Annotated in this window: 14 protein-coding genes; 9 read left to right on the top strand and 5 right to left on the bottom strand. The window is 34.1% G+C overall.

Features of this window, described 5'->3' with window-relative positions; translation table 11 throughout:
- Position 1 precedes the first annotated feature (1 nt).
- From QMA06_RS05615 to QMA06_RS05605, 3 genes are all read right to left on the bottom strand, one after another.
- Positions 2-667 carry an NAD(P)H-binding protein gene (locus QMA06_RS05615; protein ID WP_290205897.1) on the bottom strand — a complete coding sequence of 222 codons (666 nt, stop codon included), beginning with the start codon at positions 665-667 and terminating at the stop codon, positions 2-4.
- A 1-nt stretch (position 668) separates the two neighbouring features.
- Complete coding sequence (locus QMA06_RS05610; protein WP_290205896.1) at positions 669-1253, bottom strand: TetR/AcrR family transcriptional regulator; 585 nt, start codon at positions 1251-1253, stop codon at positions 669-671.
- A gap of 445 nt (positions 1254-1698) precedes the next feature.
- Positions 1699-2436 (bottom strand): NUDIX hydrolase, encoded by a 738-nt coding sequence (locus QMA06_RS05605; RefSeq protein ID WP_290205895.1) that lies wholly within the window; start codon positions 2434-2436, stop codon positions 1699-1701.
- A 262-nt stretch (positions 2437-2698) separates the two neighbouring features.
- Here QMA06_RS05605 and QMA06_RS05600 point away from each other — a divergent pair, with 262 nt between their 5' ends.
- From QMA06_RS05600 to QMA06_RS05560, 9 genes are all read left to right on the top strand, one after another.
- Positions 2699-3568: a hypothetical protein gene (locus QMA06_RS05600; protein ID WP_290205894.1), complete on the top strand. Its 870-nt coding sequence runs from the start codon at positions 2699-2701 to the stop codon at positions 3566-3568.
- A 76-nt stretch (positions 3569-3644) separates the two neighbouring features.
- A complete protein-coding gene (locus QMA06_RS05595) occupies positions 3645-5360 on the top strand; it encodes a purine-cytosine permease family protein (protein ID WP_290205893.1) in 1716 nt (571 codons plus the stop codon).
- A 5-nt stretch (positions 5361-5365) separates the two neighbouring features.
- Positions 5366-6865 carry a mannitol dehydrogenase family protein gene (locus tag QMA06_RS05590; RefSeq protein ID WP_290205892.1) on the top strand — a complete coding sequence of 500 codons (1500 nt, stop codon included), beginning with the start codon at positions 5366-5368 and terminating at the stop codon, positions 6863-6865.
- Positions 6866-7774 (top strand): carbohydrate kinase family protein, encoded by a 909-nt coding sequence (locus tag QMA06_RS05585; RefSeq protein ID WP_290205891.1) that lies wholly within the window; start codon positions 6866-6868, stop codon positions 7772-7774. It begins immediately after the preceding gene.
- 432 nt (positions 7775-8206) lie between these two features.
- Complete coding sequence (locus QMA06_RS05580) at positions 8207-8770, top strand: TetR/AcrR family transcriptional regulator (protein WP_290205890.1); 564 nt, start codon at positions 8207-8209, stop codon at positions 8768-8770.
- A 58-nt stretch (positions 8771-8828) separates the two neighbouring features.
- Complete coding sequence (locus tag QMA06_RS05575) at positions 8829-9257, top strand: hypothetical protein (RefSeq protein ID WP_290205889.1); 429 nt, start codon at positions 8829-8831, stop codon at positions 9255-9257.
- Positions 9258-9346: 89 nt separating this feature from the next.
- On the top strand, positions 9347-9910 hold the full coding sequence (locus QMA06_RS05570; RefSeq protein ID WP_290205888.1) for a carboxymuconolactone decarboxylase family protein: 564 nt from the start codon (positions 9347-9349) through the stop codon (positions 9908-9910).
- Between the two features lie 81 nt (positions 9911-9991).
- Entirely contained in the window at positions 9992-10633 is a 642-nt protein-coding gene (locus tag QMA06_RS05565) for a DsbA family oxidoreductase (protein WP_290205887.1), read from the top strand.
- A gap of 43 nt (positions 10634-10676) precedes the next feature.
- Entirely contained in the window at positions 10677-11450 is a 774-nt protein-coding gene (locus QMA06_RS05560) for a haloacid dehalogenase type II (protein WP_290205886.1), read from the top strand.
- A gap of 148 nt (positions 11451-11598) precedes the next feature.
- Here QMA06_RS05560 and QMA06_RS05555 read toward each other — a convergent pair whose 3' ends face one another.
- Positions 11599-12012: a DUF6691 family protein gene (locus QMA06_RS05555; protein ID WP_290205885.1), complete on the bottom strand. Its 414-nt coding sequence runs from the start codon at positions 12010-12012 to the stop codon at positions 11599-11601.
- A gap of 2 nt (positions 12013-12014) precedes the next feature.
- Positions 12015-12572, bottom strand: a complete 558-nt coding sequence (locus tag QMA06_RS05550; protein WP_290205884.1) for a YeeE/YedE family protein — start codon at positions 12570-12572, stop codon at positions 12015-12017.
- Between the last annotated feature and the right edge of the window lie 113 nt (positions 12573-12685).

The raw sequence follows: 12685 nt of genomic DNA, 5'->3' as shown, positions 1-12685 counted from the left end.
TTTAGTTTTTTTGAGTAATATTTTTTATGTCATTTGAAGTAACAAAAACTTCAGAGCGATCTGTGTTATTGGCTAAAAATATCATGGCCTTAGCCAAATGTTTAGGATCCGTGATTTTGTATTGTTTTAATTTCCCGAAGAATAAAGGTTCAATTGTTTTAAATATTGCTTTACCAATGTCTTCTATTGTGCGACTCTCTTCGCGATCTCCACCAATTAAAGAGGGTTGTAAGATGTAAGTATTTTCGATACCCAATTGCAGCACATCACGTTCCATTTCGCCTTTCGTCTTATTATAAAACAAACTGCTATCGGCATTTGCACCTAATGCTGAAATCACTAAAAATGTATGAATGCCATTTTCTTTAGCAAGTTTTGCGGCTGATACCGGAATACCATAATCTATTTTTCTGTAGAGGTCTTTTTCTGGAGTTTTTGATTTGGTTGTACCAATACAACAAAATACTTCATCCGCTGTAAAATCGGCTTTAAATTGTTCTAAGTGTAATAAATCTCCAATATATTGTGTAACTTTATTTGGTAAACCTTCTATTTTAGAACGTGCAAAAATCTTTATACTGGCGTAGCGCTCATCTGTAATTAATTGTTTTAACAATAATCCTCCAGTTAAGCCTGAAGCACCTAATATAATAACGGTCTTTTTCATACTACTTATGTACTTTTATACTGTTCCAGGCAGAATTAAAGGCTTCATCAATGTGCGATTTGTTTAATGTAAAAGCTCCTCTGTTTTGCGATATTATTAAAAACGATAATGGATTTATGGAGTAAGCATACAAGATATAATCGGATACCCGTTTAATTGTACCTTCTTGTTTACCACGTTCCCAAAGATCGAGTAGAGGTTGCAAATGTTTTATACCTTCAAGTCTACTCGGCTCGTCAATAATTGGGGTGTTATCGCATTGCGCTAGAAATAAAGCGTTTTCACATTCATTAAGTTTAAACTCTGCAATACGTTTCCAAATCAGCTCAAAACCTTCTTTTACAGACATATCGTCGGCGTAGGTCGCAAAAGCATAATTGGTATACGCTGTTTTAACTTCAACATAAGTCTTATTTAAAAGGTCTTTCTTGTTTTCAAAATAGAGATAAATCGTTGCAGGAGATACTTTAGCCATTTTAGCTATTTTACTCATGGGTGTCGCGTGAAATCCGTTGTTATTTACCAACTCAATTGTCGCTTTAATTAATGCGTTTCGTTTATCTATGCTTTTCTGAAGTTTTGTCATTATTTTATAATTCTTATGCAAATTTAATATAAAAATGAACGTTCATTCTTTTTTTAACAAAGCTTTAATGTTATGTCATGCACTTCGGTATTAATTAAAGACCGGTAAATGTCTTAAGTATTCTTAACATGTATTGAAACGTACGTTATATTAATTGTAGTAGATTATTATTCTTTAATTAAACTATTTAAAGTGTCATAATTTTCTGAGTGGCGTTAATTGCAACTTTACGGACTGAAAACCATCTGCGATCCAATTATAGAAAAGCAACTTTAGACGGTTTAGCGCTTTTCATCGAAAGAATTATATTTATACATCGGTTGGTATCTACAAAAGGACTAGAGGTATTGAATAGGTTAAATGAAAACTAAGTATTACTTACTTAACAACATTTTCTACCATAATACAATTGAATTGTTTTATGTTTTAGCGCTGAAAAGACCGATTAAATACTTATCAAATAATTCTTTTGAAATACCTTATCATAGACCTCTTTACTAAACATATAAAGCTGTGCAGGTTTTTTGGATACACCAACTTGTTTTTCGTCCAGTGCAATAATGTATTTCTTGTTAATCAATTTGCGTCTAAAATTCCGATTGTCAATCGCGATTCCTAATATAGACTGATATAAGTCCTGAACCTCATTTATGGTAAACTTATCGGGTAGCAATTCAAATATAATAGGCTCAGACAAACATTTTCCTTTGAGGTCTTCATAAGCTTCTAGTATAATTTGTTTATGATCAAATCCCAATTCAGGTAAAGCATTTATAGGAAACCACTGTGCGTGTGAGGTATTATTTTTTAAATCGACTTCTACGGTATTTAATAAAAAATAATAGGCAATCGTTGTGGTTCTTTCATGAAATTCAGCATTTTTTATCCAAATCAAATCTTTCGGATTTAGTAATCGATCCGGATCGCCAAAGGCTTTAAATTGCTTTTTATACTGACCCGTTAAACCTGTTAATTCCTTTAAGACGCGTGTGGCAGTGTCATCTAATGTCTCATTAGTATAAACATGATAACCTGTTAATACATAATCATCAACCAAAACCTCTTTTTTAGTTTCAGATTCTAAGTACCGTTTTATCAATAAAACATTTAAAGATTTAGTACTTATATCGTATCCAAATACAACACAATCAACAGATATATTTAATATTAATTCAGGTTTCATAAGCTCATTAAATTAGTAATAGCACTTTGTTTTATGGACGTCTAATATATGAAAAACAATATTAAACGTCATAAATACAATAATAGTTTAGGGTTTTTATGATTCCAAAACTACCATTAAATTATCAATATAGTATAGATAATGAGTAATTTAACACATATTTTTTCGTTTTAATTTGGGTTTTATAATTTTTTTACGATACATTTGAAAAATAAACGTAAAAATGACGTTTATAAGATTTGATTCATTAAAATTTCAAAAAATGAAAATACAAGTCAACATTTTAGTCCAAAATAAAATTAACGAGATCACGCAAAACTTACGTCATCCTTATATACCAATGTTATACTGTTTATTATGTTTTAGCGTTAATTTAATCGCTGCACAAGAAGACGAGACGCAAGACGATTATAATCCATTTAGCATGAATGCTCATATAAAAAACATGCATACATGGCATGGGTTTGTTGTCCATCCAGGTGCCATTTTTGCAACAAGTTTAGAGTATAATTCACGCAACACAAAATTTACCTTAGGATTATGGGGCGGAGCTGGCTTAACCACTATTGATGTTTTAAATAGTAACACAGGTGACTATGTTAGTGCTAATTATCAAGAGTTATCTATATATGCAAAGTATCGTTTTTCAGAAAATGTCTTTATTGAAGCAGTTTCACATAATAATTTTACAGGCGTTGAAGAAAGAGGTGATAAATTACGCTATTGGAGTTACGATAGAGATCAAGGCTACAATTTTGTAGATTTAAATTTTGGCCTTAATGTTTCTAAACATACAGCGTTATATTTTGCAACCATACTTGGAGGTGGTGCAGGAGATTATGAAATTCAAGATAACGGTGATTTAGAAAACTCTTGGACCCATTATTTTGAAATAAAAAGTAAAGTTTGGGAGAAAGACGATTATAAACTATCACTTTTTGTTGGTGGTGCATGGTCTTTTATTACAGACAAAACGTTTTATACAGAGGGCCAAGGCAACATTGTTAATGTAGGCGCTGCTTTAAATAAAAATATCAATTTAGGTAAGATGAAAATTCCTGCAGAAGTCACAGCGATGTGGAATCCTGAAAAGCAAAAAGCGGTATTACAATTAGATATCACAATTTTTTAAACCCAATAATGAGGACTATTTATAGTGCTTCTTATATCACAATATACAATAACGGCTAATTTAAATACATTAAATTATGGACACATCCAATGATTTCCAACAGTTCAAAAACCTAGAGGCAGAACAGTTACCAATTGCCAAAAATAAATTGCACAATTGGACGCATTTTGCGGGTATATATGCCGCTGAACATGTGGCAGCAACTGAATTTGTTATTGGTGCAACCTTTGTAGCTTTAGGAGCCACAACCAAAGATATTATATTAGGCTTGTTAATAGGAAACATATTAGCCGTTTTAAGCTGGACTTTTATTACATCTCCTATAGCAGTTGACACGCGACTAAGCTTATACACCTACCTCAACAAAATTGCTGGAGATTCCATGACTAAGCTCTATAATTGGGCTAACGTTATCATCTTTACTGTGATTTCTGCGGCTATGATCACCGTTTCAGCTACAGCAGTACGGTTTGCTTTTGATATTCCGGCACAACTCAATTGGTATCCCACTAATTTATGGTTTATAGTAATCGTTTTAGTTGTGGGTTCCGTTGTGGTATCTATTGCCATATATGGTTTTAAAGCCGTCTCTGATTTTTCGGGAATCTGTGCTCCTTGGTTATTCGTTATGTTTATTTGTGGTGCTTTTGTCCTATTACCAGCCTTATCACTAGAAGTATTAGGTAAAACCATACCTGGTGGATGGAGCGACTTTATAAGCTTAGGTGATCAATCTATTTGGACAGGCATTAACAGTGATGGAGAACCTGGTATTGGTTTAACGGAAGTTATTGGTTTTGCTTGGGCTGCCAATACTATTACCCACTTCGGACTTATAGACATGGCCTTATTTCGTTTTGCGAAAAAGAAATCTTACGGATTAACAACTAGTACAGGAATGATGTTTGGACACTATGTCGCATGGATTTCTGCCGGAATTATGGGAGCAGGAGCAGCCGTTATCATCGGGAAATCTATTGTAGAACTCGATCCTGGTGATGTGGCTTATTATGCCTTAGGATGGTCTGGTTTTGTAATTGTTATTGTTGCGGGTTGGACCACTGCGGTTGCCAATCTTTACCGTGCAGGTTTAGCCGCTCAAGCCATATTCAAAAATCATTCGCGTAAAAAAACGACCATAGCTGTTGGTTTAGTGACAATGGTTGTGGCTTGTTTTCCTTTTGTATTTTCCCAAATATTACCCTTACTTACTTATGCTGGTTTATTAGTAGTCCCTGTCGGAGCGATTGTATTTGCTGAACATCAAATATTCCCTCGTATTGGTTATACACGCTATTGGTTACATTATCGCCAATTAACCGTGAGCAAACCTGCAATCGCTTCTTGGGCCCTTGGTCTGGCATTCGGGTTTGGGCTAAACGCCTTAGATGTGATGTCCTTCTTTTACCTATTTATACCCACCTGGATTTTCACCATAATTGTTTATACACTCTTAGCAGGAAAATATGGCGCTAAAGACAAATACACTGAAGCGGAAGAAAAAGAAAAGATACGCAACATAAACATCTCAAAATTTCAAGAACAACAAGCAGAAACAGAGCAGGTGATTATTAAAGACACCTCAATATTTACTAAAGTATTAAGAAGCATTTCTTTAGTTGCGTTACTCATCACAGTAGCCTTAGCTTGTAATGTGTTATTCGGTAGTGCAGATGAAACGATATACACTCAAAACAGAGAGGTCTTTTATAAATATGCCTTCATCTGTACATTAACTTATTTTATTACGGCCTATTGGGCACTTCAACGTGGAAAAATCAAAAACACCTAAATATCATGGAACAAATAATTAAACTTAATCAAGAGAATTTAGCAGAAATCTCAAAACGCATACCTTGTCCAACGTATGATAGAAGTCAATTAAAAACAGGCATCGTTCATGTGGGTATTGGTGGGTTTCATAGAGCACATGAAGCATTTTATACCGATGAACTATTACATGATGAAGCTATTAAAGATTGGGGCATTTGTGGTATCGCCTTATTAGATTTCGATACTAAAATATACAACACCTTAAAAGCACAAGATGGTTTATACACTTTAATTATAAAAGAACTCGATGGCACGCTTACCAAACGGGTTATTGGATCTATAACAGAATGCTTATTTGCTCCTGAGAATCCTATAAAAGTGATTGAGAAAATGGCGAGTCCAGACGTTAAAATCATCACCTTGACCATTACAGAAGGTGGCTATAACTATAATGAAGCTACAAAAGAATTCGATTTTAGCAACCCTTTAATTCAACACGATTTAGATCACCCAGAGGCTCCAAAAACGATTTTTGGTTACCTCACTCAAGCCTTAAAACTAAGAAAAGAACGCAGTTTACAAGGCTGTACCATTCAATCTTGTGATAATATTCAGGGTAATGGCCACATGACTAAAAGAATGTTAATGAGTTATGTGAATACGGCAGAACCTGAATTGTCAGCTTGGATTGAAACCAACGTATCGTTTCCAAATGCTATGGTCGATAGAATTACACCTGCCACATCAGCCTTAGATATAGAATTACTAAAAGAAACGTCTGGGATTGATGATGCTTGGCCAGTCGTATGTGAACCGTTTAAACAATGGGTTATTGAAGACGATTTTATAGCAGGACGACCAGCTTGGGAAACCGTAGGAGCACAATTTGTTAAAGACGTTGTACCTTATGAAAAAATGAAGTTAAGCTTACTCAATGCAGGTCATTCTGTATTAGGTATTCTTGGGGCATTATATGGCTATTCCACCATTGATGAAGCTGTTGGTAATGCCGATATCAGCTCGTTTTTAAGAATCTATATGGGCAACGAAGTCACACCAACCTTAGGGGATTTAGAAGGTGTGAACTTAAAAAATTATAAGTTCTCATTAATACAGCGCTTTGGAAATACCTATATAAAAGATCAAATTGATCGTATTTGCTCACAGAGTTCTGCTAAAATTCCCATATTCATTTTACCAACCATCAATACCCAGTTAGAGACAAAGGGGTCTATTGATCATGCGGCTTTTATAATTGCTGCATTTGCTATATACAGTGTTGGCGTCAATGAATTTGGTACACAACTAATAATTAAAGATGCTATGGAACAGGTTTTAAATGAAAAAGCCATAGCCTCTAGAACGCATCCTGAATCCTTTTTAGAAATTGATGCCATATTCGGATCGCTTAAAGACAACACTACTTTTGTAGCAGCGTACACTAAGGCCTACCAAAACATTGTTCAAAACGGTATTGAAAAAGCGGTGAAGGATATAAACAGTAATATTTTAAACGACATTTAAATGAAAAATATAGTTTGTTTCGGAGAAGTGTTGTGGGATGTGTTTCCCACCCACAAGAAAATAGGGGGCGCACCATTAAATGTGGCGTTACGTTTACAATCCTTAGGGAATAATGTTTCTATGATTAGTCGCATAGGAACAGACAAAAAGGGAAGAAAAATAAAGACCTACATTCAAGACCATGCGGTAAATTCAGATAATGTTCAAATTGACGACACTTTTAAAACAGGAAAAGTAAAAGTGATGTTGAATGAAAAAGGGTCGGCTTCTTATAATATTATGTATCCAAGAGCATGGGATAATATCCAGCTTACCGAAAGTGCCAAGAAAACAACAGAACATGCTGATGCTTTTGTTTTTGGGAGTTTAATCGCTAGAGATGATGTGTCAAGACATACCTTATATGAACTCCTAAAAGTGGCTAAATACAAGATTTTCGATGTCAACCTAAGACAACCGTATTATACCATCTCCGTTTTAAATCATTTAATGAATGAAGCCGATTTCATAAAATTCAACGACGACGAAATATTTGAAATCGGAGACATGTTAAACTCTAACACAAATGGTTTAGAGGAAAATATGCAGTTCATAGCACAACATACCAATACAAAAACCATTTGTGTCACTAAAGGACGTCATGGTGCGATTTTGTATTACAACGACACCATTTATTATAACAGTGGCTATCATATCGATGTTGTAGATACCGTAGGTGCCGGTGATTCGTTTTTAGCCTCCATAATTAGTAAATTAATCAATAACGAAGACCCACAAGATGCTATCAACTTTGCTTGTGCTATTGGAGCTTTAGTAGCAGGTAGTGAAGGAGCCAACCCAGAAATAAGCTCAGATGCTATTTATAAGTTTATGTCTCCAAGTAAATTCAGAATACCTAAAACTTCATAGGCCCCTATATAAAACAAAAATAATTGTCATTGCTGTAAGTTGTAGATTCCTGCGAAAGCAGGGGTCTACAACAATACTAAACCTTTCTAATCACAATCCTCTGTTTGTTTATCATGCTTAATCTATCATTCCCGTTCTGTCATTCCTGTGAAAGCAGAAAAACATTAGAAGAGATAGGGCTAAAGAATGAAACGTCTCTGAAATACAATAAGTAGTGTATGCAGAAAATGAGAATACTTTACATGCCTAAAAAAATTTGGTTTTAAACCAGATTTATTAAAAATGAGACTTAATACGGAGGATTAAATTACGTTTGAATACGACGTTAGGGTATCAATAATCCAATAAAGTGTTAAAACATTTTTTTATTACTAACCGATTGGTTAGTTTTGTGCTGTGATAAGAAATATATTCATTTTCACGTATTTAAACATGGCAAGAAAAAAAGCATATATAGAAGAAGAAGTTGTAGATAAAGCTATGCAATTATTCTGGAGAAGAGGGTATGAAAATACCTCCATGCAGATGCTTGAGAAAGAAATGGGCATTAATAAATTTTCTATATACTCTAGTTTTGGTAGTAAGCATGGATTATTTTTAGAGAGCATTAAATGTTATAAATCTAAAACAAAAACGTTATTCGAAAATTTAAAAAATGGCCTAAATGGAGTGGAAGATATTAAAGCATTTTTTTATGAGTCTGTGGCCTTAAATTTAAAAATGGGAAATCAAAATGGGTGCTTAGTTACTAACACTTATAATGAGTTCATAGAAAGTGACGATGAATTAATTAAAGAACAAATGAATGTTTTCATGGATAATCTTAAGACTATTTTTATTGAAAAATTAAAAATGGATTCAACGAAAAATGAAGATACAGTATTGAAACAAGCCAATTTTTTATTATTAGCGAAACATGGTCTTGCTGCGGCATCTCGAGTTAATACTCCACAAGAAATTGAAGATTATATTGAAATGACCTTTAAAAATCTCTAACTATTTTTTTAACCTATATCTAAACGATTGTTTAGATATGTTGTAAAATCAATGTATTATGAAAACTATTATTTTAACATTCGCACTCTCAATAACCTTTGTCACATTAAATGCTCAAGAATATACAATCGTGTCAAATTATTTGGATACTAATGAAAACACAACATATAAGCATTCATTATCAAACTTCGTTAGCGAAGTATTTTCACAAGAAACATTCAAGTACAGAGAATTTCTGAAAGAATCAGCGGTCTCTAAAATGAACTATAAAATTGGTGCGCATGTGTTTACTAAAAAAGAACTTGCTAAGCTTATGCGAAAAGGCGCAAGGAAATCTGAAAATTTAGAAGCGTTCGAAAATTATCTCAATGACAAGAATTCCAAATTCACCAACTATATATCTAGAGAAGATCTGATTCAATTATTCCTAACTTTTAGAAAAGGCACGTTGCACCAATATCTTGATGATCTCGCTAGTAATTTGTAGACCTTTAAAAAAGAATTAAAAAAATTAACAAAAAACTAAACATTCGTTTAGTTAATTAATAATAAGTAAAACAATTAAAATTCAAGATTATGACCACTTTAAAAATTCATGACATCGAAACTGCATCAGAAGATAGTAAATCACTATTAGAAAATTCACAAAAAGCCTACGGAATGATTCCTGGATTACACGGCGTTTTAGCCGGAGCACCAAAAATTTTAGAGGCTTACCAAACCTTACACGAGCTATTTACACAAACTTCATTTAATGAAGAAGAGTTGACTGTGGTATGGCAAACTATAAATGTTGAGCACGCTTGTCATTATTGTGTTCCTGCACATACCGGAATTGCTAAAATGATGAAAGTAGATGATAATATCACAGAAGCTTTACGTAATGAAACACCCCTAGATAACTCAAAATTAGAAGCTTTGAGAACTATGACTTTATCCATAGTTAGAAATAGAGGACATGTATCCCAAAAGGATTTGGATACATTTTTTGAAGCTGGTTATGGCGAGGCACAAGTGTTAGAGATCATTTTAGGATTATCTCAAAAAACAATAAGTAATTACGTCAACCATATTGCAAATACTCCTGTAGATGCAGGATTTAAAAAGTTTGAATGGACGAAAGAGAATACGGTTTCATAATCCCTTAAAAAACCGTAAATTGTTGATTAATAGCGATAAACCTTCCGTTTGTTCGGAAGGTTTATTATAAAAACTATAAATATGAAAGATAAATTGAAAATAGATATCGTATCAGATGTAGTATGTCCTTGGTGTACCATTGGTTACAAACGATTAGAAAAAGCAATTTCAGAATTAGGAGTAGAAGATCAGATAACTATCGAATGGCATCCTTTTGAGTTAAATCCTATGATGCCCGCTGAAGGCCAGAATGTAAATGAACATATTACACAGAAATATGGTTCAACATTAGAGCAGCAGGACCAATCGCAGCAGCATATGACTGAAGTAGGAAAATCCCTTGGATTTACATTCGACTATTTTAAAGAAATGCGAATGGTTAATACGTTCGATGCCCATGTTTTATTGGATTATGCTAAAGATTTCGGAAAGCAAACCGAGTTAAAAATGCGTTTAACAACCGCGTTCTTTAGTGAAAGAAAAGATGTGTCTGACCGAAAAGTACTTAAGCAGATTCTTTTGGATGTGGGATTAGAAGCGGAAGAAGCCTTAGCGAAATTAGATAATGATGAAGCACGAAATGAGGTAAGAAAGCAACAAAATTATTGGAAAAATTTGGGTGTAAATTCTGTGCCTACTATTGTATTCAATAAAAAGAGTGCGGTTACGGGTGCACAGCCTGTAGATACTTTTAAGCAAGTTTTAACTGAATTGATTCATTAACTAAATAATGTGATTTAAAATGAAAAATGATAGACGAAACTTCATGAAAAATCTAGGATTAATGGGAGCTACGGGTCTATTGATGCCTAATTTAGTTTTAGGAAACACTCAAAAAAAAAGAAACATGATGACAAATAAGACAAGACCGAAAGTATTATTCTTTGATGTTAACGAAACACTTTTAGACCTTACTGATATGAAAGAAGTGGTAAGCGAAGCACTCAATGGTAGAGATGATTTATTACCATTATGGTTTACCACCATGTTGCAATATTCATTGGTAACTACTGCCAGCGGTCAATACGAGCATTTTGGTCATATTGGAGCCGGAGCCTTACAAATGGTAGCCGCCAACAATGACATACAAATGTCAGAAGAATATGCGCGTAAAACAGTTGTAAATGCTTTACGTGGTTTACCAGCGCACCCCGAAGTGAAAGAGTCCTTAGCGCAATTAAAGGAAGATGGTTATAAATTAGTATCATTTACTAACTCTTCTAATGAAGGCGTAAAAAAGCAATTTGAAAGTGCAGGTTTAACCAAATATTTTGATGAACGATTAAGTGTGGAAGATGTAGGTAAATTTAAACCTTTTACAGATACGTATGCATGGGCAGCGCGTAAAATGGGAGTAAAACCAGAAGAATGTATGTTGATTGCTGCACATGGTTGGGATGTCGCCGGTGCACTTTGGGCAGGCTGGCGAGCTGCTTTTATAAGTAGACCTGGACAACAAATATTCCCTTTAGCACCAAAAACAGAAATTAATGAATCTGACTTAAAAGCCATTGCGGAAATATTGGTAACTTATAAATAGACTACAATAAGCTGAACTATCCTGATCTTAATGATTCTGCAGTTAATAAGAAAATAAAACTCATATTCTAAACATTCTATAACGCGCTTTTAATATGACCATTAAAAAGCTCATCTTTTAAAGATGAGCTTTATTATTATAATAGAGACTAATGAGGTAACTTGTCTTTAATCAATCCGTATAAAAAAGTCCCAACAATAGCTCCAAAAATTACTATTAAAATTGAAGTATACCCTGCGCCTGCCAGAACGTACATAGGGCCAGGACATGCCCCTGCAAGTGCCCAACCCAAACCAAAAATAATCCCACCTGCTAAATAGCGCGTAACACTTTTATTTTTAGGTGTCAAACTAATATCTCCACCACTAAGTGATTTTATGTTTTTATATTTAATTATTTGTACACCAATAATACCAATAACTACAGCAGAACCTATAATGCCATACATATGGAAACTTCCAAATTGGAACATTTCATAGATGCGAAACCAAGAGGCAGCTTCAGATTTAAACATTATAATTCCGAAAAAAACGCCAATTGCTAAATATGTTATGTATTTCATTTTTAAAATATTATAGGGTAAATTAAATGAATCATTATCAGTCCACCTATAAAGAAGCCTATGACCGCTATAAGGGAAGGTAATTGAAGATTGCTTAATCCAGAAATACCATGACCAGAGGTGCAACCACCGGCATAGCGCGCTCCAAATCCAACCAAAATACCACCGATTAATAAAACGGCAATAATAAAAGGGTTACTTAGAGCATCTGTAGCAAAAATTTCTGGTGGTAAATAGCTGTCACCAGCATTATTAATGTTGTAATCCGTGGCGAGTTGTTGGGCAACCTCTGGATTTATTTTTACGGTGTTATCACTCATGTAGTGAGAAGCAATAAAACCGCCGATGATGGCACCCAAAACAACAGTTAAATTCCAACGTTCAGACTTCCAGTCAAAATTAAAAAAACGGGCAGCCTTGCCAGCACCAACCGCAGCACAGGCTGTTCGTAAATTTGAAGACATTCCAAATTGTTTTCCTACTAGCAGTAAAATAAACATTACTAACGCAATAAGAGGGCCTGCAACATACCATGGCCAAGGATCATATATCCAATTCATAATAAAATATTTTATTCAAAGGTGATGTTTTATAGAATAGCGGACGGTAACATGGGTTACCGAAACGCTATTCTAACTTTAGAACTTTAGCAAAACAAAAATATAACATATAG

It is taken from the genome of Winogradskyella bathintestinalis, from assembly GCF_030407435.1.
Taxonomy (GTDB): Bacteria; Bacteroidota; Bacteroidia; order Flavobacteriales; family Flavobacteriaceae; genus Winogradskyella; species Winogradskyella bathintestinalis.
Note: the sequence above shows the minus strand (reverse complement) of the source record. Positions and strands in the feature narration are given on the sequence as shown.

What these genes read in the sequence shown, in the direction of transcription:
- QMA06_RS05615 (WP_290205897.1), bottom strand. Translation starts at nt 667, where the DNA reads ATGAAAAAGACCGTTATTATATTAGGTGCTTCAGGCTTAACTGGAGGA.
- QMA06_RS05610 (WP_290205896.1), bottom strand. Translation starts at nt 1,253, where the DNA reads ATGACAAAACTTCAGAAAAGCATAGATAAACGAAACGCATTAATTAAA.
- QMA06_RS05605 (WP_290205895.1), bottom strand. Translation starts at nt 2,436, where the DNA reads ATGAAACCTGAATTAATATTAAATATATCTGTTGATTGTGTTGTATTT.
- QMA06_RS05600 (WP_290205894.1), top strand. Translation starts at nt 2,699, where the DNA reads ATGAAAATACAAGTCAACATTTTAGTCCAAAATAAAATTAACGAGATC.
- QMA06_RS05595 (WP_290205893.1), top strand. Translation starts at nt 3,645, where the DNA reads ATGGACACATCCAATGATTTCCAACAGTTCAAAAACCTAGAGGCAGAA.
- QMA06_RS05590 (WP_290205892.1), top strand. Translation starts at nt 5,366, where the DNA reads ATGGAACAAATAATTAAACTTAATCAAGAGAATTTAGCAGAAATCTCA.
- QMA06_RS05585 (WP_290205891.1), top strand. Translation starts at nt 6,866, where the DNA reads ATGAAAAATATAGTTTGTTTCGGAGAAGTGTTGTGGGATGTGTTTCCC.
- QMA06_RS05580 (WP_290205890.1), top strand. Translation starts at nt 8,207, where the DNA reads ATGGCAAGAAAAAAAGCATATATAGAAGAAGAAGTTGTAGATAAAGCT.
- QMA06_RS05575 (WP_290205889.1), top strand. Translation starts at nt 8,829, where the DNA reads ATGAAAACTATTATTTTAACATTCGCACTCTCAATAACCTTTGTCACA.
- QMA06_RS05570 (WP_290205888.1), top strand. Translation starts at nt 9,347, where the DNA reads ATGACCACTTTAAAAATTCATGACATCGAAACTGCATCAGAAGATAGT.
- QMA06_RS05565 (WP_290205887.1), top strand. Translation starts at nt 9,992, where the DNA reads ATGAAAGATAAATTGAAAATAGATATCGTATCAGATGTAGTATGTCCT.
- QMA06_RS05560 (WP_290205886.1), top strand. Translation starts at nt 10,677, where the DNA reads ATGAAAAATCTAGGATTAATGGGAGCTACGGGTCTATTGATGCCTAAT.
- QMA06_RS05555 (WP_290205885.1), bottom strand. Translation starts at nt 12,012, where the DNA reads ATGAAATACATAACATATTTAGCAATTGGCGTTTTTTTCGGAATTATA.
- QMA06_RS05550 (WP_290205884.1), bottom strand. Translation starts at nt 12,572, where the DNA reads ATGAATTGGATATATGATCCTTGGCCATGGTATGTTGCAGGCCCTCTT.